This is a genomic window from Sphingomonas sp. GW821-FHT02B09 (assembly GCF_059421875.1).
Genome location: NZ_JBWKVV010000013.1, coordinates 1 through 22,763, shown reverse-complemented (window position 1 = coordinate 22,763; position 22,763 = coordinate 1). Strand labels below are relative to the sequence as shown.

Genomic DNA, 22,763 nt, shown 5'->3' with positions numbered 1-22,763 from the left:
ATCGTCCGGGTCAGCAAGCGTCTTCCAAAAAAATGGGCCGCTCCGAAGAGCGACCCCAAGGGGAGACGTAATCGATGATAAGTTCAGAATCGATAACGCGCGCCGAGCAATAGTCTCGGTTTGTTTTCCTGCGCGAAGAAGGTCTGGTTTTCCGAGCGTCCGTAGCTGCGCACCGATTCGCTGGTCAGGTTGATACCTTCGAGCGAGACGGCGATCTGTTGATTGATGTCCCAGCTGACGTTGACATCGACGCTGCTATACGGCGCGAAGAAGACGGGATTGCGATCGGTGGTGCCGCCACGGCCGATCTCCGACAGGTATTTGGCGCGCCAATTGTAGGTCAGGCGTGCCGACAGACCGTTCTTGTCGTAGATCAGCGAGGCGTTCGCCGTGTCGGACAGGCCGAGCAAGGCGAACTGATCCGCGGTCGGCGCCGCCAGCACGTCGATGCCGACATTGCCGCGCACCAACGTATAGGACGCCGCGACGCCGATGCCGGTCCGGCCGAAGAAATACTGGCCGGCGAACTCGGCACCGTAGATTTCCGCGTCGCGATTGTTGATCGGCGACGCGATCGAGAAGATCGCCAGCGGATCGTTGGCGTCGGGCGTGATGTCGACCGAGCGCGACAGCTGGTCGAAATAGCCGCCGTTGACCGAGGTGCCCGAACTGTTGGCGCGGATATCGGCGTCGGTTTGCGCGACGTTGCCGCCGTTCTGGACCAGCCGGGCCGTATAGCTGAACAGGTTGATGTCGGTCCGGTCGAGACCGAGCCGGCCGAGCGCCTCGGCCGCCGTGCCGGATCGCGAGCCTGCCGCTCCGGTGGTGGCGTCGCGCAGGCCGAACAGATTGCCGTTCGACAAGCCCGTTCCGACGAAGTTGCGCACCCGTTTGTCGAAGAAGCCCGCCGACAGGTAGCTCGACGACTTGAAGTACCATTCCGCGGATATGTCGAAATTGTCCGACACGAGCGGGCGCAGGTTCGGGTTGCCCGTCGTGCCATTCGGCTGGCCGCCGAACAGCGTCGCGCGGCTGCCGGCAGCGGCGGTCGAGCTGACGAACTGGTCGCCGTAGGACGGGCGTGCGATCGTCTTGCTGAACGAGACGCGGGTGATGACGTTCTCGAACGGCGAGATCTGGAAATCGATCGCGGGCAGCAGATTGTCGTAGCTGCCGCGGCCGGACAGCGGCGTCGCCGCCGACGAGCCCGGCACGTTGAAGTCGTTGTCCGACGTCCAGATGATCGCCGACGGTCCGTTGACCAGCGAGAACGCCCTCACCTTGGTGACTTCGTAGCGTGCGCCGACGACCATGGTCGCATCCGCACCGGCGATCTGGCCCTTCCAGGTCAGCTGGCCATAGGCCGAGGCGATCTTCTCCTCGATCCTGTCGTCATTCGCCGAGCCGGCGGTGACGGGATTGCCGCGCGCGGCATAAAGCGGCGAGAAAATGTTGTTCAGCGCCACCGCATTGCCGCGGAAGGCATTGAGGCCGGGGCCGGTGACGCCGGGCTTGAAGTGATCGAACTTGCAGACGAGGCAGAAGGTCTTGATCAGGCCTGCGGCCTGCGCCTCGACCTCGCCGGGATTGCTGATGCTCCAGTCGCCCAGCGTCTGCGTGGTCTGGGTCCGCGTCGAACGAAGCTTCGAATCGATGTAGCTGCCACCGAATTCGGCCTTGCTGCCGCCGCCGAGATCCCAGCCGAGGCCGAGCTGCGCCTGATTGATCGTCTGGATCTGCCGCGCGGAGTTGGTGCGGGCGACCTGGGTGCCGAGATCGCCTGCGTCGAGCTGGCCGTTGCAATTGCCGATCACGCGGCCCGGTCCGGCGCTGGAAGACAGTGCGTTACAGTCGTTTATCGTCTCGCTGACCTGCGGGAAGCCGCGCGACCAGTCGATCGTCTGCCCGTTGACGACGTTCGCACCCATCGAGAACAGGGTCGAGCTCGCGCCGTTCGATGCGTCGGGCAGCGCCTGCGACTTGGAATGCTGGATGTCGGCGACCAGCTTGAACTTGTCGCTGACGTCCCACGCCGCGTTGAGGCCATATTCCTCCAGCTTGTCCTTGGTGGCGCGGAACTGCTGCTCGTAGCCGGTGTCCTTGGGATCGGGCACCGCCTGCGAGATGACCGTCGCGGTCGGCACCGGGCTGTTGTCGAAGGTGACAGTGCCGAACGGCCGGTTGAGCCAATTCGTCTGATCCTGCCGCGCCTCGTTCTGGCGGTTCTGCGCCCACAGCACATCCGCGGTCAGCAGCAGGCTTTCCACCGGGCGGAATTGCATGACGCCCGAAGCGTTGATGCGCTCGCGAGTCGATTCGGAGAAATGGTAGCGCGCATCGTTCGGGAAGGCGATCAGGCTGCCCGCGGGCGGGCGGTTGTTGATCACCGTATTGGCGCCGAAGATGTCGCCGGGATTGTCGATCGTCCGGATGTTCCAGGCGTTCGACGTCGAGCTGGCGGCGGCGGAGTTGCGCTTCTGGTAGCTGCCGAACAGCGCGACACCGAAGGTATCGCTATCATTTTTCCAGTTCAGAAGACCGGACACTTCCGGCGTGACTTTCGCCAGGCCGTCTTCGTCCTTGGAGATGCTGGTATCGTACGACGCCTTGGCGCCGATCGATCCCGACAGGCCCGACTGCCGCGAATCGAGCGGCTTGCGGGTGATGACGTTGATCGTCGCGCCGATACCGCCGGTCGGGATGGCGGCGCGCCCGGTCTTGTAGACTTCGAGCGTGCTGACGCCTTCCGACGCGAGGTTGCCGAAGTCGAACGAACGGCCGGTCGCGGTGGCGAAGTCGACGCTCTGGTCGCCGCCGACCCCCTGCAGGTTGGTCGCAGGCAACTGCCGGCCGTTGAGCGTCACGAGGTTGAAGCCACCGCCGAAGCCGCGAGCGGTCACCTCGGCGCCCTCGCCGTTGACCCGGTTGATCGACACGCCGCTGACCCGCTGCAGGGATTCGGCGAGGTTGGTGTCCGGGAACTTGCCGATGTCCTCGGCCGAGATCGCGTCGACGATGCCGTTCGAGTTGCGCTTGATGTCGATCGCGCGATTGAGCGACGCGCGGATACCGGTGACGACGATGTCCTCGCCCGACCCTTCCGCGGTGGCGGTGGTGGCGCCGTCCTGCGCGGCGCGCGGCGCGTCTTCGGATCCCGGCTGCGCATTGGTGGCGGGCGCGTTGCTGTCGTCACCGCCGCCGACGACCTGGGCCGATGCGGGCGTGGTGAGACACAATGCGATCGCGCCGACCGATGTCGTGCAGACGAGCGCCCTCAATGGCGAAAATCCCCTCATGCTTCCTCCCCTTATGGTCAAGCAGCCGCCTGTCGTCGGCGACCCTGGCTTGCCTCGGGGCCAAGACCTACTGTCGTGTCCTACGTTGTCAATAGCAATAAAAGTATACCAAATCGCGACGTTTTGTTGCGCTTTTGTTATGTGCGACAAAACAACATTGGGCGTCATCGGCTCGCGGACGGATCAGCCCGAAGCCAGAGTCAAAAAGATGTTGGCGGTGAGCCTTCCGCTGCGTGGATCGGCGGTCAACCGATCCGGCGTCGGCACCGTCCCCGAATGGAGGATGCAGCTGCGATAGACGATCACCCGGTTGAACGCGGCGCCGACCTGCATCGTCCGCTCGAACCAGGGTGCGCCGTCGTCGACATAGCCGTGCGGGGCGGCCTCGGTCGCGCGTGCCGCCCGATAGGAGGCAAGCCGGCAGTCATCGAGCAGCTCGAACCCCGTCGCCTTATGGCGATAAAAGGCGGTGCCACCGGCGCCGGCGTCGCACAGATAATGGAGGATCGCGAATTGCGCCGGGTCGACCGAGTCGACGTGCGGCGAACGCTGCGGTGGTGCCAGGGCCGTCGGCGCCAGCGTCACCAGCGAGAACGCCCCCTGTGCGCGGCTCGGACGAACCGCCCCGAGCCCGAACGCCTCGGCGATCGGTCCGACCAGCACGTCGACGACCGACTGGATATAGGCATCAGGCAATGCCGCCCGCAGGCCAGGATAGCCGCCGGTCGGGCCATAAGCCGGGGTGAAGCGGCTCGCCGCCGCGACATCGACCAGCGCGGCGGGATCGGCTAGCAGCCCCGCGGCATCGAGCAGCGGTTCGCGTTCTGCGCCGATCGCTGAGGCGGTCAGCCGCGCGTCATCCGCGATGGCGAATGCCATGCCACGCCTCATACGATCGGCTTGCGGCGGACGACTTCCTCATACCAGGTCGCGCCGGGCGTCCGCTGCAACGTCTGCAAGTCGACGTAGTGGATGGTCTCTCTCCCCGTCCCGCTCGTTGGCGGCAGAGACAATTCGATACAATTTGTCCGACGTTGTCAACAGCATGCCGCCATCCAAGCGGCGCCATCCAGAGTGGACCAAAGCGACGACGCTTCGTACACCGCCTCATGGTCAAGGGACATCACCGCACGACGATCGTCGACGTCGCCCGCCACGCCGGCGTGTCGATCAAGACGGTATCGCGCGTGCTCAATGGCCAGCCGCACGTGACCGAAGACATCATCCGCCGGGTCAAGGAAGCTGCGGCGGCGGTCAATTACCATCCCAACATGCTCGCGCGCGCGCTGGTTCAGCGCCGTTCGCACCTGATCGGCCTGGTCTACGAAAACCCCTCGCCCAGTTACGTCGTCGATCTGCAGAAGGGCGTCCTCGAGCGGTTGCGTGACGAACATTACCGGCTCGTCGTCATTCCGATCGCATCGATCTCGGCGCACGAAGCGGACGTGGTCGGGCTGCTCCGCTCGGCGGCGCTCGATGGCGTCGTGCTGGCGCCGCCCGCCTCCGACAGCGAACGGATCATGGCCGATCTGACCGCGGCGAGCATCCGCTTCGCGCGGATCGCGCCCACCCGCCTGATCGAGGCGGGACCGAGCAACCTGATCGACGACGTCACCGCCGCGCGCGAGATCGCCGCCCATGTCATCGGCCTCGGCCATCGCGACATCGCGATCATCACCGGCGACCCCAACCATGCCTCGGCCGACGCGCGCATGCAGGGCTTCGCCGAGGCATTCGCCGCGGCCGGCATCACCATCGCCCCGGAGCGGATCGCGAAGGGCTTCTACACCTATGAAAGCGGCCATGCCGCCGCGACGACGCTGCTCGCCCGCGCCGATCGGCCGACCGCGATCCTGGCGCAGAACGACGACATGGCGGTCGGCGCGTTGATCGCGGCGCTGGAGGCCGGGCTGACGGTGCCGGGCGACGTGTCGATCACCGGCTTCGATGACTCGGAAGTCGCGCGCATCGCCTGGCCGGCGATCACGACCGTCCGCCAGCCGGTGTTCGACATGGCGGTCGCCGCCGCCGATATGGTCGTCGCCCAGCTCAAGGACACGCCCCCGATCCTATGCCGGAGCCATCGCCACGAGCTCATCATCCGGCAATCGACCGGCGTGGCGAAGCGTTAGCAGCCCCGTCTGGTCAGACCGGACGAGATCGGTGACGCGAGCGCCCTCTCCTGCCGAACGTCCCGTTCTCAGAGAACGCAATCAGCCGTTGGTCGGTCTGTCCGCAAAGCCCGGCCCCGGCCCTGGCTAATCAGGATAGTCGTTCCGACCAAGACTGGGACAATGTAGCGCCGCGGTCCCGTCCCCCCGAACCGGACGTTTGTCTATCACACGTCAGTGTTCAGAATCTTCGCTCACTCCGATACGCGATGCGAAAGCCGATATGCGATGTCGGTAGATCATGCTCCTGCGCCTGATAGGCCGCCGGGCGGAAGTTCGCGCAGTAATTGACCGCGCACAGGAAACTGCCGCCTTTCACCAGCCCGACCGCATCCTGCCCGGCGACCCATTCCCATACGTTGCCGACCATGTCGTACACGCCAAAATCGTTGGCGTCGAAACATCCGACCGGGGCGAGGCCGGCATAGCCGTCGTCCGCGGTATCGCGAATCGGAAAGACGCCTTCCCACACGTTCGCGCGCGGCTTGCCGCCGGGGAACGCCCAATCCATCGGCGCGCGACCGGCATATTGACGGCCCCGCGCGGCGCGTTCCCATTGCTCGGTGGTCGGCAGCGCGCCGCCGGCCCAACCGGCATAAGCGACCGCATCGTCGCGGTCGACATGGACGACCGGCTCGTCCGCCTTGCCCGACAGGTCGCTGCCCGGCCCCTGCGGATGCCGCCAGTCGGCGCCCTTGACGAACCGCCACCAGCGCGATGCGTCGTCGAGCGACACCGGCTGCGCCGGTGACACGAACAGCGCGGACGCGCCGTCGCGCTCGGCGCGGGTGCGATAGCCGGTCGCCGCGACGAAGGCGGCGAACTGGCGGTTGGTCACCTCGTGCGCATCGATCCAGAAGGCGGCGACCGGGGTCGCCTGCCCCGGCCGCCCGTCGCCATCCTCGCCGAGCAGGACCGCACCCGCCGGGATGAAGACGCGGGCGTCCCCGGTCAGGCAGCGCGCCGTCACCGCCGGCGCACGCGCGCCGATCCCGGTCAGCGCGACCAGCGCCAGCAGCAGCGCACCCCCGCGCGTCACGGCCGCGCCGCCGGAGCGGCGGCGGTTTCCGCCGCGGGCAACGGCACCACCCCCTTCGCCTTGGCATAGGCATCATAAGCGGCGACCAGCTCGGTCAATCTGCCCGGCTCCGCCACCGCGAGATCCCTGGTCTCGCCGGGATCGGCGGCGACGTTGAAGAGCTGCCAGCGTCCCGTACTCACCCCCTGCCGCGTATACCGATTGGTCCCCGCCGGCAGGTAGACCGCCTTCCAGTCCCCCTTGCGCAGCGCGCGCCGGAAGAACAATTCGTAGCCGACGGGCTCCTGCGCGGTGCGCACGCCGGCCGCCTCCGCGGCGAGCACCGGGCGCAGGCTGTGCCCCTCGTGCGGCAGAATCGGATGGCCGGCGAAGTGCTGCGGCTGGCGCAGCCCCGCATAATCGAGCAGCGTCGGCGCGACGTCGCGGACGTCGAGATTGGCGTTGGCGATGCGGCCGCCGCCCTTGACGCCGCGTCCCGCCGCGAACGCGCTGACCCGGATGCCGCCCTCGGTCGGATAGCCCTTGACCAGCCACGACGGCGTCGAATTGGCCTGCGCCCAGCCCGGTCCATAGCCGACGTAGCTGCTGCCCCTGCCGATATTGGCGAGACTGTTGTCGATGCCCAATGCAGGCTCGGGCTGCTTCGGGGCGTCGGCCGCGGCTGCGCCGGGCGTCGCCGGTTTGAACCGCGGGCTCGGCGCCTCGATGACATTGCCCTCGGGACCATTGTCGGCGAAGAACAGGATGATCGTATCGTCATAGCGGCCGAGCCGCTTGAGCGCAGCGATCACCCGGCCGACGTTCTGATCCATCCGGTCGACCATCGCCGCATAGACTTCCATCTTCCGCGCCTCGATCGCCCTCCCCTCGGCGCCGAGCGACGACCAGGCGGGCACCTTTTCCGTCGCATGCGCGACGGCATCGGCGGGCACGAGGCCGAGCTGCTTCTGGCGTGCGAGCCGGGCGTCACGCAACGCCTCATAGCCCGCGTCGTAACGTCCCTTGTATTTGGTGATCGTCTCCGCCGGCGCCTGCAACGGCCAGTGCGGCGTCGTGAACGGCAGATAGGCGAAGAACGGGCGCGCATCGCCGGCCCGCGCCGCACCGTCGAGATAGCCGATCAACCGATCCGCAAAATAATCTGCCGAGTAGCTGCCCTTCGGCAGCGCCGCCGGCTTGCCGTCGTCGCGGTAACTCGGCGCATAGCCCGCGGCGGCCCAGGCGGCGTTCTGATCCTCGCCGAAATGGTTCGACAGCCCCTGGAGCAGGGCGAAGCTATGTTCGAATCCGCGCGCGGCGGGTTCGCGCTCGGGGGTCAGCCCGAGATGCCATTTCCCCGCCATCACCGTCGCATAGCCGCCGGCGTGCAACAATTCGGCGATCGAGGCGACGCGGTCGTTGAGATAGCCTTCATATCCCGGCCGCCCGCGCGTCGCATCGCCGAGCAACTCGGCCATCGTGCCGAGCCCCGCCTCGTGATTGTCGACGCCGCTCATCAGCATCGAACGCGTCGGCGAACAGGTCGGTGCGGTATGGAAGCCGGTGAAGCGCACGCCCGACAGCGCCAACGTATCGAGATTGGGCGTCTGGATCTCGCCGCCGAACGCGCCGAGATCCGACCAGCCGAGATCATCCGCGACGATGACGAGGAAGTTGGGCTGGCGCTGCGACGCCGGGGCCGGCGATACGGCAGCGGACGTCGCCTGTCCGGCCGCGACGCCGGGCGCGGCGCTTGCCACCGCGACCAACGCCGACGTCGCTGCGAGAATCTGTCTGACGGTCATGCTTGCTCCCTTGCGATGGTCCACGCACGCATAGCCACCGCCCCCGAAGCCTCAATAAAGATTTCCTACCAAGCCGATGGGGATTCATGCTTTTCGTTACGGCCGGTGATCTTTCTACCCAAAGGGGATGCGGCAGCCGCCGCGCCAGCGCCACGAAAGCACAGCCGCCCCATGTCCACGCCCTTCGTCCGGTCCTTCCTTCTCGCCAGTGCCGTCCTGACCGCCGCTCCCGTCTTCGCGCAGCAGCAAGCCGCCACACCGGACACCGAACGACAGGACGACGAAGCGGACAGCGGTGCGACCGGCGACATCCTCGTCACCGCGCGCCGGCGACCGGAACGCAGCCAGGACGTGCCGATCGCCATCAACGCGTTCGGCGCCGCGCAGATCGAGGCGACCCGCACCTACAATTTGCGCGACCTCCAGCAGCTCACCCCCAGTCTGGTCGTCACCAACACCAATCCGCGCAACACCAGCATCAACATCCGCGGGCTGGGCAACAATGTCGCGGTCTATAACGACGGGCTCGAACCGGCGGTGGGCGTCTATCTCGACGGCGTCTATCTCGCGCGGCCCGGGCAGACCGTCTTCGATCTTGCCGATCTCGATCGGATCGAGGTGTTGCGCGGCCCGCAGGGCACGTTGTTCGGCAAGAACACGTCGGCCGGCGCGATCGTCGTCGCCACCAAAGCGCCGACCTTCGATTTCGAGGCCGGCGGCGACGCATCGCTGGGCAATTACGACTTTCGCCAGGTCCACGCCTATCTCGCAGGGCCTCTGACCGATACGCTGGCGGGGCGGCTGTTCCTGTCGAAGACCGATCGCGACGGGTTCACCTTCAACCGCTTCGACGGCCGCTATGGCCAGGACTTCCACGACCTCAATCTGCGCGGTCAATTGCTGTTCCAGCCGACCGACCGCGTCAAGCTGCGCCTGATCGCCGATTGGGGGCGGCAATCCTCGTTCACCGCCGGCAGCATCCTGCTCGGTGCGATCCGCACCTATGACAATGGCACGGTGTTCGCGAACAATTACTACGACCGCGCCGCCCGGCTCGGCTATTCGCCGGTGTCGACCGACATTGCGGCGCGCACCACCGACGCCAATGCCGATCCGCGCTACAAGATGAACCAGCACGGCATCAACGTCACCGCCGATTTCGATCTCGGCGGCGCGACGCTGACCTCGGTCACCGCATATCGCGCCTGGAACTGGTATCCGCACAATGACGGCGACAGCACGTCGCTCGACGCCGGTGCCGATTTCCATCAGAGCAACAATCAGAAGCAGGTCAGCGAGGAATTGCGCATCGCCTCGAACGGCGACCGCCGGATCGATTACGTCGCGGGTCTCTATTATCTCTATCAGTCGATCGCAGCGGAGGCGGTCAATCTGTACGGCAGCCGCGCGGCGGACTGGTTCCTCGCGCCGACCACCAATGCCGCGGTCGGCGCCGCCGCGCTCAACGGCTATGACGTCGTCAGCCACTCGCGACCGGTCACCGACAGCTATGCGGCGTTCGCGCAGACGACCTGGCACGTCACGGGCGCGGTCGATCTGACCACCGGACTGCGCTACACCTATGAGACGAAGTCGGGTTATTTCGACCAGCGCGCGACCGGCGCCTCGCTGGCCGCGCTGACGCCGGCGCAACAGGCGGCGGCACAGACGATCCGGGCACGCTACGGCGTCGCCAATGCCTATGCGGCATCGACCGAGGCAGGGCGTCTGTCGGGTCAGGCGACGCTGTCGTGGAAGGTCGCCAGCCCGGTGCTCGCTTATGTCACCTATGCGCGCGGCAACAAATTCGGCGGCCTCAATCTGGCGAACATCACCACCACCGGCCAGTTCGCCGCCAATCCGGTGATCCGCCCCGAGACGATCGACAGCTACGAGGCCGGGCTGAAGACGGCTTGGGCGAGCGGTCGCGTCACCGCCAATGCCGCCGCTTTCTGGACCGACGTGAAGGATTATCAGACGACGATCGTCGACATCGAGCGCAACGGCGTCAGCTTCTTCACCAACGCCGCCAAGGTCCGCACCCGTGGTTTCGAGGGCGACGTGCGCATCGCGCCTGCCCGCTGGCTGTCGGCCTATGCTTCGGGCACCTATGACGATGCGCGCTATGTCTCTTATGCCAACGCGCCCTGCCCGATCGAGATCACCGGCCAGACGATCTGCGATCTCAGCGGCCGCCGCCTGCCCGGCGTCTCGAAATGGGCGGCGTCGACGGGCGGCGAGGTGAAGGTGCCGATCGCACCGACCGAAGGCCATGACACCGAACTCTATCTGGGATCGGATTACAGCTATCGCAGCAGCACCAACACCAGCGCGAGCCTCAGCCGCTATTCGGCCATCCCGAGCTATGGTCTCGTCAACGTCCGCTTCGGCATCCGCGCGCTCGACGGCCGGTTCGACATCCAGCTCTGGGGCCGCAACATCACCGACGCGGCCTATTTCCTGTCGCGGTCGGCGGCGAATACCGGCGCGATCACCGGCACGCTGGGCGACCCACGCACCTACGGGCTGACGCTGCGGACGAAATGGTAGGTCCGGCGTGCTGAAAGCCCACACGCTTTACGTGAAGAATCCTCCTCACCGCCACACGACAAACGGTAGGGAAACCCACAAGCGGATGAGGCTAAATAATCATACCGTGCTCGTGCTGGCTCGCTACATAAAATTGACAAGTCTTTAAACCGAACTGCGTTTTCTCGTGATCGACACGTTATGGTCCGGGGCATATGCAAATAGATGGTCGGGAGGGGCGAGGCTAGGATATCGACGGCAAGAGGGATGGCCGATATTGTTTGATGGCATCGGGCAACGGAAGATGCAGCTACATCGAGAACGCAGCCTTCCCGGTCTTTACCGATCGATATTGTCAGGGGGGATAAAGTAAGCTGGCCATCCTTTCCAAGGATTCAGCAACAGAACAAGCGCCGGCATCGATTAGCCCAATGTTTGCACTCATACGAAGCGGTGATACTTCCGTTTCGCGTTGCGCAAAGAGCAGCGCCGGGACTGCTAATCCCGCATGTGGAACAGCTCGGAAGCGGTGGCGATGCTTCGTCCGATCCCCTGCCCGCGCCGGTGACGAGCATTGTCCGGCCGCGCCATTCCCCGTCGCTCATGATGTTCTCCGTCGTGGCCGCCGGATCGTCCGCGCCCCGGCCAGCGCGACGACCGCCAGCACCAGCACCGCCCATGGCAAGCCCGCCGACCGGCCGTGATCGACCAGCAGGCCGCCCATGATCCCGCCCGCGGCGACCGCCAGATTGAACACCGTGACAAGGATCGATTGGGCGACATCGGCATGGTCGCCCGCCGCCTCGGCCAGCGCGGTCTGGAGCAGGGTCGGAGCCCCGCCGAAGGTCAGCCCCCATGCCGCGACGCCCGTCAGGATCAGCACCGGAGACGGCGCCGCGATCGCCAGCAGCAACGCCGCCATCGCAAAGCCGCTCAGGCAAACCAGCAGCAACGGACGCAGCCGCCGGTCGACCAGCAGCCCGACGCCCCAGATGCCCGCGCACGCCGCCACCCCGAACAGCAGCAGCACCAGATCGACGCGCAGTCCCGGCGCCGCCGCGGCGAGGAACGGTGCGATATAGGTGTAGAGGATATTGTGGCCGGCGATCCACAGGAACAGCACGGACAGCACCGGCGCGATCCCCGGCAAGGCGGCGATGCGCGCGACCGGCAACCGCGCCGCCTTGTCCTGCCCCGGATGATCGGGGATGCCGACGCGCACCCAGACCAGCAGCAGCAAGGCTACCGCCGACATGATCCAGAACACCGCGCGCCAGTCGAACAGCGTGCCCAGCCATGTCCCGAGCGGCACCCCCAGCGCCAGCGCGACCGGCTGGCCGATGCCGGCGATCGCCAGCGCGCGCCCCTGAAGCTGCACGGGCGCCAACCGCCGCGCATAGCCGGCGAGCAGCCCCCAGACGACGCCCGCCGCCATGCCCGCGACGAAGCGCGCGGCGAGCGTCACCGCGACCTGCGCCGACAGCGCGGTGACGCTGTTGAAGACGAACAGCCCGCCGATCACCAGCAACAGCAGCGGCCGGCGGTTCCAGTTGCGCGTCATGGGGATCACCGGGATCGCCGCGACCACCGACCCGAGCGCGTAGAGCGTCAGCATCTGTCCGGCGAGCGCCGCGCCGATGCCGAGCCCGCGGCCGATCTGCGGCAACAGGCCCGCCGGCATCGTCTCGGTCATGATCGCGAGAAAGCCGGCAGTGGTGAAGGCCAGCAGGCGGCCGACCGGCACCTTTTGAGCAGGCGTCTCCACGGGCATCACGCCAGGAAGGAAGCGGCGATATCCGCATCGCCATGCCCGGACGCGATCACCCGACGGAAGCGTTCCAGCCCCGCCGCCGCCAGATCGACCTGCATCCCGGCCGCCGTCGCCGCATCGATAACGAGCTGCGCATCCTTGGCGCCATTCTCGACCGAGAAGCTCGGCGCGAAGTCGCCCGCCAGCATCGCCTTGCCCTTGGCGTGGAGATAGCCGCAGTCGAGCGGCCCGCCCGCCACCGCCTCGAACAGCAAGACCGGGTCGACGCCCAGCGCCTGCGCCAGCGACAGGCTCTCCGCCGCGCCATGCGTCAGCAGCAGCACCCAGGCGTTGAGCGCCAGCTTGAGCCGGCTGCTCGCGCCCGCACGATCCGCGGTCCAGATCGTCTTCTTGCCGATCACATCGAGGATCGGCTGCACGACGGCACGACGGTCGACCGGCCCGGCGCCGAGGATCACCAATTGGCCCTGTTCGGCCGGCTGGCGCGTGCCGAGCACCGGCGCGTCGTAAAAGACGAGGTCCAGCCGTTCCGCCTGCGCCGCCAACGCATCGATCGCCGCGACGCCGACGGTGGACAGCTGGAGCCAGATCGTACCGGACACAAGACCGGGCGCGGCGGCATCGATCGCCGCCTGCACCGCCGGACCGTCCTTGAGCACGGTGACGATCACGTCCGCGCCGCGCGCCGCTTCGGCCGGATCCGCAGCCACCGTCACGCCCTCCGCCGCCAGCGCTTCCGCCTTGGCCGGCGTGCGGTTCCAGACGCGGACCGCGAAGCCGGCACGGGCGAGATTGCGCGCGACCGGCGCGCCGATGATCCCGGCACCCAGCACGGCGATCGTCGAAAGGCTGTCGTTCGTCATAAAGCATATCCTTTGTTTCTGGTATGTTGGTTCCATAATCGGGCAAGCTGAAGCGGGGTCAGGTCAGCGTGGCCAGAGCCTGATCGATCACCTTGTGCAGGTCCGGTCGCCCGGCGGGAGGCGTCGTCCGGCTAAGGACGCGCAGTCCCTGCATCGTCGTCAGTACGAACAGCGCCAGCGCCGCAGGATCGCCCGCCGTCCGGATCTCGCCGATCGCCTGTCCGCGTGCGATTGCGGCGGCGATGCCGGCGGTGACGATCCGGAAACTCTCCGCCACCAGCGCCGCCACCTGCGGATCGCGATGCGCCATCTCGATCGCGCTATTGGTGGCGAGGCAGCCATGATCGTCGGCGACGATGGTCCGCGTCAGCAGGTCGCGCAGCCCCGCCAACGGCGACGCGAACCCCGCCAGCCGGTCCGCATTCGCACGCGACCGAAGCTGATAGCGCCGCAGCGCCTGCGCGAAGAGCCCGTCTTTGTTGACATAAGCGGCATAGAGGCTGCCGCGGCCAAGGCCGGTCGCATCGACCAGATCCTGCGTCGAGGTCCCGTCATAGCCGTGCCGCCAGAAGGTCTCCATCACCGCGTCGAGCACGCGATCCTCATCGAACTGCCGCGGACGTGCCATCACCTGTCACCACGTTATTGAACGATCATACCATAACGTTGCGTTGTCTGTGGTCAAGAGCGAGCGGTTCAGCGTGGTGGTTCGCGCCGATCCAACGTGACGTCATGCTTCGCGAAGCAGATTGTCTGCCATGAAGGAGACGAACGCCGCCACCTTGGGCGAGGGATGGCGGCTCGCGGGCCAGAGGATGTGGAACGCGCCGACCGCGCGCAGATTCGGCTCCAGCACGCTGACCAGCGTGCCACACCGCAATTGCCTCTGCACCGCGAAGGCGGGCACGCACACCAGCCCGAACCCGCTCTCTGCAAGGCAGATCTGCGGTTCGAGCGTGCTCGCGACCGATGCCACCGGCAGATCGAGATCGCAGTCCGCGCCATCCCGGACCAAAGGCCAGCGTTCGAGCCGCCCGGTCGAGGGGTAGCGGTGGTGATGACAGGCATGACCGAGCAGGTCTTCGGGTACCTGCGGCGTGCCGTGCGCGGACAGATAGGCGGGCGACGCGACGATATGGTGCGCGAAGCCGCCGGCCCGGCGCATCATCAGCCGCGAATCGCGCGCCTCGCCGGTGCGGATGACCGCATCGAACCCCTCGTCGATCACATCGACCAGCCGGTCGGAGAAATCGAGGTCGAGCCTGATCTCCGGATAGGCGCGCATGAACGCCATCACCGGCGGCATCATCAGCATCGCGATCAACGGCATGCTGACGCGCAGCCGGCCGCGCGGTGCCTGCCGCGTCTGCGACAGTTCGAGCTCCGCCGCCTCGATCTCGCAGCAGATGCGGCGGCAGCGATCGAGGAACAGCGCGCCCTCGGCGGTCGGGGTCAGCGACCGGGTCGACCGATGGAACAGCCGCACCCCCAGCCGCGCCTCCAGCCGCGCCACCGCCTTGCCGACGGCGGAGGGCGACACGCCCAGCTTGGCGGCGGCGCCGGCGAAACTGCCGGCATCGGCGGTCTGGACGAAGGCGTTGAGCGCACCGAGATGCTCCATACGACCGATCCCGATTGCGGACGCGGGCGTCCGGGAAGACCGGAACTCTAGCGCGCTTCTTCCGCAGCGGCGAGCCTCCTAAAATTGCGACATGACGCCCGAGCCCGCCCCCTCCCCCACCGCCACCGCCCGCCTGCCGCTGTCCGGATTGCTCGCGCTGGCGATGGCCGGCTTCGTCACGATCCTCACCGAGGCGCTGCCCGCCGGATTGCTGCCGCAGATCGGCCGCGGGCTCGGCGTGTCCGATGCGCTCGCCGGCCAGACCGTCACCATCTACGCGATCGGCTCGTTGCTGGCGGCGATGCCGCTGACCGCAGCGACGCAAGGGATCAGACGGCGGCCGCTGCTGCTCGCGGCGATCGCCGGTTTCGCGGTCGCCAACAGTGTGACCGCGCTGTCGCCTTTCTATTGGCTGACGATGGCCGCGCGGTTCGGCGCGGGCGTGGCGGCGGGGCTGCTATGGGCGTTGCTCGCCGGCTATGCGGCGCGGATGGTGCCCGCGGCGCTGAAGGGACGCGCGATCGCGGTGGCGATGGTCGGCACCCCGCTGGCGCTGTCGCTCGGCATTCCGGCGGGGACGTTCCTCGGCACCGTTCTTGGCTGGCGGCTGTGCTTCGGGATGATGTCGCTGCTCACGCTCGCGCTGATCGTCTGGGTCGTGACTCGGGTGCCCGACTTCGCCGGAGAGGCGCAGGACCGGCGACATACGCTCCGCGAGGTCGTGCTGAGGCCGGGGGTGCGACCGGTGCTGCTGGTCACGCTGGGCTTCGTGCTGCCGCACAATATCCTCTACACCTATGTGGCCCCGTTCCTCGCGGCGGCCGGCATGGCCGCGCAGACCGGGCTGGTGCTGCTGGTCTTCGGGGGCACCGCGCTCGCGAGCATCTGGATCGTCGGCCTGCTGATCGACCGCCATTTGCGCAGGCTGACGCTCGCCAGCATCGCGCTGTTCGGTGCCGTCGCCGTGCTGCTCGCGATCGGCGGCAGGGCGTCGCTCATTCTATGGATGGCGGTGGCGATCTGGGGCCTCTCCTTCGGCGGCGTCGCGACGCTGCTTCAGACCGCGTTATCGGACGCCGCCGGCGATGCCCCCGACATGGCGCAGTCGATGCTCGTCACCGCCTGGAACCTGGCGATCGCCGGCGGCGGCGTGGCCGGCGGCGTCATCCTGCAGAACGCCGGTACCGATGGTTTCGCGCCAGCGATGCTGGCATTGCTGCTGCCTACACTCGCGCTTGCGGTGGCATCGCGGCGGCACGGCTTTCCGCCCGTTTCGCGTCACTGACATCGCGGGGTCGATCATGCCCCATCCCCTACCAGCGATAGCCAAGGCTGGTGGTGACGATCCGGTCATTGCCATAGACGCAGCCGCCCGCATTGAAGCACGATGCCACATAGGTCCGGTCCAGCAGGTCGATACGTTGAGGGCGGCCTGAAGCCCTTTCAGCGCAGGCCGGGCGGCGCCAAAATCATAGCGTACGGCGCCATCGACCAGCGTGACGGCCGGGACCCGGAACGTATCGCCCGGATCACCCGCACTCCGCCCGATATGACGCACCCCGGCAGACAGGCTCATCCCGCCCGGAAAACGATAAATGCTCCACAGCGACGCCAGTTGCTCCGGGACGACGACGAAACGCTTGCCGATGCGCGCCGGGTCGGTGTCGCGCCGGACCGTCGTGTCCAGATAGTATAGGCGCCGATCACCTCGTTTGGTTTACGGGCGAGAGGACGGAAGGCTATGCCACGACATGGTGTGCCGCGATGGACCGGCTGCTGACGAGCGATCGTCGGTTCGTGCTGGTCCACCCGCAGCGCAATCGCGAAGAGGCGCACTCGGACCGGGTGGCGCGCGGCCAGTGGCTCAAGCGCAACAAGGCAGCGCTGACCGAGCGATGCGTGGCGCTGATCGTCGTCGAACCCGATCCCGTACGCCGCGCCGAGATGGAGGCGATGTTCCCCACTCTGGTCAAGGCGTTCGGGACACCGCAAGCGGCCCGCGCGACCGCCGCGGAGGCGGAATCACTCGCCCGGTTTCTCTTGAACGGCGGTGCGCTTGCCGAGGCGGCCGTCGCCGCCTGAATATCAGGCGTCGAGCCTGGCGAGCGCCTCGATCACCGGCGCGACCAACGCATAGGCGGCCTGTGCGGCGGCATCGCTATCGCCCGCCCGGATCGTATCGAGCAGATGCTGATGGGCGGGCAAGCCGGGTTCGGCGAAGCCGATCCCGCCGAGCACCGCAGCGATATTCTGTCCGACCGACACCGCGAAGAAGCGATACAGTTCGGTGAGCGCGACATTGTGGGTCGCCTGCGCCACCGCGAGATGAAACGCCGCGTCGCGCGCGACGAAGTCCTCGACATCGTCGTCAGACGGGGCCTCGCCACGCATGTCGAGCAAGTCCGTAAGGCGCGCCAGGTCGTCGTCCGTCCTGCGCAGCGCCGCCATGCGCGCCGCCTCGGTCTCGAGCATGGCGCGCAGCTCGAAATGGTCGCGAAGACCGGCGTGAGTGACGCGGTGCATGATCTCGGCGGGATCGACGCTGAGCCGGACATAGGTGCCGTCGCCTTGCCGCACGTCGAGCACGCGCGCGTGCGACAGCACCCGCACCGCTTCGCGCACCGTATTGCGGCCAACCTTCAGCATGTCGGCGAGTTCGGCCTCTTTCGGGATACGATCGCCGACCCGCCAATGCCCATCCTCGATCTGCGTGCGCATCAGTTCGATGGTGGTGTCGACGAGCGAACGACGTGGGGCGGATGGCAGCGCGACGGAAGACATGCCGTGCGCGTTAACAGGGAATGTACAGACATCCCACCTTTAACGACATTACAGCTTGACGCACTCACGAGAAACATAGGATGATATTATCTAAACGATAGGTAGAAGCTATGTCGGTGCGTTCCTTCCCGCTTGCCGCCGCGGTCATGGCGGCGGCACGACAGTGCATTGTGGCGATCGACTTCACGACACCGCGCTGGCAGTTCATCGCCCGGTCGACGCTGGCGGCGGGGCTGGCGCTCGGCACAGCGTTCGCGCTGCAGGTCGAAGCACCCTTCTCCGCCGCCTCGACCGTGCTGCTGGTAACCAATCCCAATCAGGGGGCGGTGCTGGCCAAGGGTGGCTGGCGGCTGATGGGAACGTTGATCGGCGGGGTCGCCGCGACGATGCTGATGGCGGTCTTCATTCAGACACCGGCGCTGTTCCTGCTCGGCTTCGGCCTGTGGCTTGGCATGTGCGCCGCGGCGGCGACGCTGTTGCGTCATTTCCGCGCTTCGGGCGCGGCGGTGGCGGGCTATACGGTCGGTCTCGCGACCTATGGCGCGCTCGATCAGCCGGAACGCGCGCTCGACGCGGTGCTCGAGCGAACCGCCACGGTCGCGCTGGGTGTGGTGTGCCTCGGCGTCGTCACCGCGCTGCTGACCGGACGCGCGACGCGCGCGAAGCTGGAGGCGGCGTTCGCCGGGCAGATCGCCAGTGTCGGCCGATTGCTGACGCGGACGATCGCGGGCGAGCGGTCGGCGGCGAGTGCCGCGCCCGATCTTGCGGCGGGCATGTTCGCTATCGACGATCTGCTCGAACTCAGCCGCGCCGAATCGCCCGATGTCGCGGCGCGCGCCGGGGCGGTGCGCGAGGGACTGGCCGCGTTGTTCGGGGCGTTGCTCGGCGCGGCGGAGTGGTCAGCGCGACAGATGGACGATCCGGCGCTGGCGCCGACCTGCGCCGATGTCGCCCGGCGGCTGCCGGTCGCGATCGCGGCGATCGAGCGCGGCGCGTTGGAGGCGGCGCGCGTGGAACTGGCCGCACTTTGTCACGACCTGCGCAGCACGATCGACGCGGCCGAAGCGGATCACGGCCCCGCCACGCTGATCGCCTTCGATCGCCTGCTCGAGGCGATCGAGGATTTCGAGGGCGCATTGCTTGGATTGATCCGCCTGCATGCGCGCACGGTGCATCGCGGCCGCGCCTTCCGCTACCATCGCGACTGGGGCGGCGCATGGCGCAACGGACTGCGCGCGCTGCTCGCGATCCTCGCCGGCGGTGCGATCGGCATCGCCACCGGGTGGAGCGAATGGTCGCTGCTACCACTGATCCTCGCGCCCTATGTCGTGCTGCTGGCGATGACCGGCAATCCCGGGGCGGGCGCGATCGCCTTCGTCAAGGGGACGGCGCTGGCGGTGCCGGCGGCGTGGCTGTGCGGCTTCGTGCTGCTGCCGATGGTGACCGGCCTGCCGCTGCTGCTCGCCGGCATCGCGCCCTTCTGGATCGCGGGCCTCTATACGCTGACTGTGCCGAAGCTGGCGCCGGCGGGGCTCGCCTATCTGGTCGCGTTCAACACGCTGACCGGCGCGACCAACCCGATGGCGTGGAATGCGGCGGCGTTTCTCAATCAGGCGTTCGGCTGGGTCTTTGCAGTGCTGGTGACGTGGATCGTCTTCCGGCTCATCCCGCACCAGCCGTACCGGCAGGCGCGACGGATCGCCGAGGCGCTGTGGCGGGATGTGGGCGCCGCGATCCGGGCGGAGGTACGGACCGGACGCAGCACATGGGAGCATCTCCAGCACCATCGGCTGGTGCGGATCGCGCAGAGCCTCGGCGGCGATCCGGCGACACGGAAGCGGATGCTCGCCGAGGGGCTGGACGACCTGCATCTCGGTCGGGCGGCGTTGCGCCTGCATGCCATGCTCGGCCGGACGCAGACGGAAACGCCGGTCCGCACCGCACTGACACTGGCAGGGACGGCAGCCGACACCGCCGTCCCCGCCCTGCGCGACGCCGCCCGGACCGGCGACCTGCCTCACCGCGCCGCCGCCGAACTCACCGACATGGCCGATCTGCTCGACCGGCGCGGCGCGAGGGCGGCGGCATGCTGAGCGAACTATCGGTCGCCGGCATCTACCTGCCACCGCTGCTGCTCTATCTAGCCGCCGCGCTGCCGCTCTTCGCCGCGACGCGCGCGCTGCTCACCCGCGCCGGGGTGCTGCGCTTCGTCTGGCATCCGGCGCTGTTCGAGTTCGCCATCCTGCTCGCGCTCGTCGCGCTTCTCCTCCTCTTCGCCTGAGGGCCGCCCATGCCGATATCACCCAAAGTTCGCGCCGTGCTCCGCCCTGTCCTCACGCTTGCGGTGGCGGGCGGGACGATCCTGCTGATCGTCGCCCTGTGGCGCGCCTATATGCTCGCGCCATGGACGCGTGACGGGCGGGTCGGCGCGGATGTCGTGCAGGTCATGCCCGATGTCTCGGGCCGCGTCGCGGAGGTGCGCGTCGTCGACAACCAGCGCGTCCGCCGCGGCGACATCCTCTACGTCATCGACCGGGCGCGGTTCGCACTGGCGGTCGATGCCGCCGAAGCCGGGCTGCGCGCCCGCCGCGCCGAGCTCCTGCTCAAGACCGCCACCGCGCGCCGACGCGATCGGCTGGGCAGCGATATCGTCGCGGCGGAGACGATCGACCAGGCCGATGGCGAGGCGCGGATGGCGCAGGCCGCCTATGATGCCGCTGCGGTCGCGCTCGCCACCGCGCGGCTCGATCTCGCCCGCACGACCGTCACCGCGCCGGTCGACGGCTATGCGACCAACCTGCGGCTCCGCCCCGGCGACTATGCGACGGTGGGCGCAACGCGCGTCGCGATCGTCGATGCGGACCGCGTCTGGGTCACCGGCTATTTCGAGGAGACCAAGCTCGCCCGGATCGCGCCCGGCGAGCACGCCGAGGTCAAGCTGATGGGCTATGACGTGCCGCTGCGCGGTCATGTCGAGAGCATCGGCCGCGGCATCGCCGATCCCAATGACAGCCCCGACGGCCGCGGCCTGCCGAGCGTCGACCCGGTCTTCACCTGGGTGCGGCTGGCGCAGCGTATCCCGGTCCGCGTCCGGATCGACCGGGTGCCGCCGGGGGTGACGCTCGCCGCGGGAATGACGTGCAGCGTCGCGATCGGCGAGCGCCTCGCGCATGGCCGGCTGCTCGCCGCGACGCGGGCGCTGCTGTGATGCGCATGCGGTCATCGACGCTGCTCGCGCTGCTGCTCGCCAGCTGCGCGACGCCGCACGTCACGCCTTACGCCAAACCCGCGCCGGTGCTGCCGGAGCGTTGGAGCGAACCGCAGCCTGACGCTGCCGGAAACGCCGTCGACCTGCACCGCTGGTGGACCGGCTTCCACGACGCCGCGCTCGACCGGCTGATCAAGCGCGCGATCGCCGGCAATCTCGACCTGCGCATCGCGGCGCAGCATTTGCTCGCCGCCCGCGCCGAGCGCGATGCGGTGGCGGCGGCGCGCCATCCGCTAATCGCCGCCACCGCCGGCGCCTCGGTGCAGCGATCGAGCACGCGGCTCGACTATCCGCCGGGGATCGGCCGGTCGGACACGCTGTCGGCGGGGCTCGAGGCGAGCTGGGAGCCCGACCTGTTCGGCCGGCTCCGCCAGTCGGTGGACGCCGCCGACGCCGAGGCCGGCGTCGTCGAGGAGGACCGCCGCGCCATCCTCGTCAGCCTGATCGCCGAAGTTGCGCTCGCTTATATCGACTTGCGTTCGGCGCAGGAACGCCACGCCATCGCCACGCGCGATATCGCGCGGCTGAAGGCGACGCTCGACGCCACCGAACGTCTGCACCGGGCCGGCCTCGCCACCGGCGCGAGCGTCGCGCAAGCCCGCGCCAAATGGCAACTGGCGCAGGCGCGCCTCCCGGGCTTCGCCGAGCGGATCGCGCGCAACCGCCACGCCATCGCGACGCTGACCGGCGGCTTTCCCGGTGAGGCGATCGCGGATCTCGCTGCCGTCGCCCCGCTGCCCGAAGCGCCCGATCTGCCGCCCTCGGCCCCGTTGCAATTGCTCCGCGACCGGCCCGACATCCGCGCTGCCGAGCGCCGCCTCGCCGCCGCCACCGCGCGCGCCAATGTCGCCGCCGCCGACCTGCTGCCACGCTTCCGCATCCCGCTGACGCTCGGCACCGCGGCGAGCGGCGTCGCCGGCCTGCTGTCGCCCGGCGCGATCGTCTGGAGCCTCGCCGCCGGCGGAACGCAGACGCTCTTCGACAAGGGTCAGCGCGCCGCTTATCTCCGCGCCGCGCAGGCGCTGACCGAAGCGCAGCGGCTCGACTATGAACGCAGCATCCGCGCCGCGATGCGCGACGTCGAGGATGTGCTCGCCGCCCGCCGCGAGGAAGCGATCCGCCACGACGCGCTGACCGCCGCGCTGACGGCGAGCCGCACCGCCGTCGCCCGCGCGACGCGCGAACGCCGCGCCGGCACGATCGGCACGCTCGACCTGCTGACCACCCAGCGTTCGCTCCACGCGATCGAGGACGGCCTTGCGGTCAGTCGCGCCGACCGGCTGCGTCAGATCGTGACGCTCGCCAAGGCGCTCGGTGGTGGCTGGCAGGACGAAGACTCCAGCGTTCCACCCGGCGGATAAAGGAACAGACTGGTGCGGAGCGCCGATATCCCAACGCATAGTGGCTGAGACTTCGGTCCCCACAAGAGCAGACACTCTTGCCGGTTGCGACGGCGGACAGCGGCACCATGCGGGATGCAACGGCGGCGCACTACCGCTCGCCGGCAGGCACAAAAAAAGCCGCCCCGGGTTTTCCCTGAGACGGTCTGGCTATCGGTAACGGTGGTTGCGGGGACAGGATTTGAACCTGTGACCTTCAGGTTATGAGCCTGACGAGCTACCGGGCTGCTCCACCCCGCG

At 68.0% G+C, this 22,763-nt stretch carries 17 protein-coding genes, 1 tRNA gene and 1 pseudogene; 8 read left to right on the top strand and 11 right to left on the bottom strand.

The annotated features are described in order from the left end of the window. Positions 1-83: 83 nt before the first annotated feature. The gene (locus AC07U4_RS23545) at positions 84-3,296 is read right to left on the bottom strand and encodes a TonB-dependent receptor (protein ID WP_495197379.1); all 3,213 of its coding nucleotides are present in this window, start codon (positions 3,294-3,296) and stop codon (positions 84-86) included. 183 nt (positions 3,297-3,479) lie between these two features. Then, positions 3,480-4,175 (bottom strand): DUF6445 family protein, encoded by a 696-nt coding sequence (locus AC07U4_RS23540; RefSeq protein ID WP_495197378.1) that lies wholly within the window; start codon positions 4,173-4,175, stop codon positions 3,480-3,482. Positions 4,176-4,405: 230 nt separating this feature from the next. Between AC07U4_RS23540 and AC07U4_RS23535 the strand changes: the two genes are divergently transcribed. Continuing rightward, positions 4,406-5,428, top strand: a complete 1,023-nt coding sequence (locus AC07U4_RS23535) for a LacI family DNA-binding transcriptional regulator (RefSeq protein ID WP_495197377.1) — start codon at positions 4,406-4,408, stop codon at positions 5,426-5,428. Positions 5,429-5,648: 220 nt separating this feature from the next. Here AC07U4_RS23535 and AC07U4_RS23530 read toward each other — a convergent pair whose 3' ends face one another. Further along, positions 5,649-6,506 (bottom strand): SUMF1/EgtB/PvdO family nonheme iron enzyme, encoded by an 858-nt coding sequence (locus AC07U4_RS23530; protein ID WP_495197376.1) that lies wholly within the window; start codon positions 6,504-6,506, stop codon positions 5,649-5,651. Continuing rightward, complete coding sequence (locus AC07U4_RS23525; RefSeq protein WP_495197375.1) at positions 6,503-8,290, bottom strand: arylsulfatase; 1,788 nt, start codon at positions 8,288-8,290, stop codon at positions 6,503-6,505. The genes AC07U4_RS23530 and AC07U4_RS23525 overlap by 4 nt, the downstream gene beginning before the upstream one ends. A gap of 171 nt (positions 8,291-8,461) precedes the next feature. On the opposite strand from AC07U4_RS23525, the gene AC07U4_RS23520 reads away from it, so the two are divergent. After that, on the top strand, positions 8,462-10,840 hold the full coding sequence (locus tag AC07U4_RS23520; protein WP_495197374.1) for a TonB-dependent receptor: 2,379 nt from the start codon (positions 8,462-8,464) through the stop codon (positions 10,838-10,840). A gap of 580 nt (positions 10,841-11,420) precedes the next feature. On the opposite strand, the gene AC07U4_RS23515 is transcribed toward AC07U4_RS23520, so the two are convergent. From AC07U4_RS23515 to AC07U4_RS23500, 4 genes are all read right to left on the bottom strand, one after another. After that, positions 11,421-12,584, bottom strand: coding sequence for an MFS transporter (locus AC07U4_RS23515; RefSeq protein ID WP_495197373.1), 1,164 nt, complete (start codon positions 12,582-12,584; stop codon positions 11,421-11,423). A gap of 5 nt (positions 12,585-12,589) precedes the next feature. Further along, positions 12,590-13,453 (bottom strand): NAD(P)-dependent oxidoreductase, encoded by an 864-nt coding sequence (locus AC07U4_RS23510; RefSeq protein ID WP_495197372.1) that lies wholly within the window; start codon positions 13,451-13,453, stop codon positions 12,590-12,592. 58 nt (positions 13,454-13,511) lie between these two features. Continuing rightward, the gene (locus AC07U4_RS23505; RefSeq protein ID WP_495197371.1) at positions 13,512-14,081 is read right to left on the bottom strand and encodes a TetR/AcrR family transcriptional regulator; all 570 of its coding nucleotides are present in this window, start codon (positions 14,079-14,081) and stop codon (positions 13,512-13,514) included. A gap of 102 nt (positions 14,082-14,183) precedes the next feature. Beyond that, positions 14,184-15,074, bottom strand: a complete 891-nt coding sequence (locus tag AC07U4_RS23500; RefSeq protein ID WP_495197370.1) for a LysR family transcriptional regulator — start codon at positions 15,072-15,074, stop codon at positions 14,184-14,186. A gap of 91 nt (positions 15,075-15,165) precedes the next feature. Here AC07U4_RS23500 and AC07U4_RS23495 point away from each other — a divergent pair, with 91 nt between their 5' ends. Continuing rightward, positions 15,166-16,359: an MFS transporter gene (locus AC07U4_RS23495; RefSeq protein ID WP_495197369.1), complete on the top strand. Its 1,194-nt coding sequence runs from the start codon at positions 15,166-15,168 to the stop codon at positions 16,357-16,359. 144 nt (positions 16,360-16,503) lie between these two features. Here the strand turns inward: AC07U4_RS23495 and AC07U4_RS23490 are convergent. Next, positions 16,504-16,761: pseudogene (locus AC07U4_RS23490) on the bottom strand (TonB-dependent receptor domain-containing protein); the annotation flags it as partial. Positions 16,762-16,838: 77 nt separating this feature from the next. Between AC07U4_RS23490 and AC07U4_RS23485 the strand changes: the two are divergent. After that, the gene (locus AC07U4_RS23485; RefSeq protein ID WP_495197368.1) at positions 16,839-17,156 is read left to right on the top strand and encodes a hypothetical protein; all 318 of its coding nucleotides are present in this window, start codon (positions 16,839-16,841) and stop codon (positions 17,154-17,156) included. 3 nt (positions 17,157-17,159) lie between these two features. On the opposite strand, the gene AC07U4_RS23480 is transcribed toward AC07U4_RS23485, so the two are convergent. Beyond that, a complete protein-coding gene (locus tag AC07U4_RS23480; protein WP_495197367.1) occupies positions 17,160-17,855 on the bottom strand; it encodes a FadR/GntR family transcriptional regulator in 696 nt (231 codons plus the stop codon). 110 nt (positions 17,856-17,965) lie between these two features. Between AC07U4_RS23480 and AC07U4_RS23475 the strand changes: the two genes are divergently transcribed. From AC07U4_RS23475 to AC07U4_RS23460, 4 genes are read left to right on the top strand one after another with little or no spacing between them, the layout of a single operon-like run. Next, on the top strand, positions 17,966-19,948 hold the full coding sequence (locus AC07U4_RS23475) for an FUSC family protein (protein WP_495197366.1): 1,983 nt from the start codon (positions 17,966-17,968) through the stop codon (positions 19,946-19,948). Further along, positions 19,942-20,136, top strand: a complete 195-nt coding sequence (locus AC07U4_RS23470; protein ID WP_495197365.1) for a DUF1656 domain-containing protein — start codon at positions 19,942-19,944, stop codon at positions 20,134-20,136. The genes AC07U4_RS23475 and AC07U4_RS23470 overlap by 7 nt, the downstream gene beginning before the upstream one ends. A 36-nt stretch (positions 20,137-20,172) precedes the next feature. Then, positions 20,173-21,063, top strand: coding sequence for an efflux RND transporter periplasmic adaptor subunit (locus AC07U4_RS23465; RefSeq protein ID WP_495197364.1), 891 nt, complete (start codon positions 20,173-20,175; stop codon positions 21,061-21,063). Beyond that, a complete protein-coding gene (locus AC07U4_RS23460; protein WP_495197363.1) occupies positions 21,063-22,484 on the top strand; it encodes an efflux transporter outer membrane subunit in 1,422 nt (473 codons plus the stop codon). The genes AC07U4_RS23465 and AC07U4_RS23460 overlap by 1 nt, the downstream gene beginning before the upstream one ends. 202 nt (positions 22,485-22,686) lie before the next feature. Here AC07U4_RS23460 and AC07U4_RS23455 read toward each other — a convergent pair. Continuing rightward, a tRNA-Met gene (locus tag AC07U4_RS23455) sits at positions 22,687-22,763 on the bottom strand.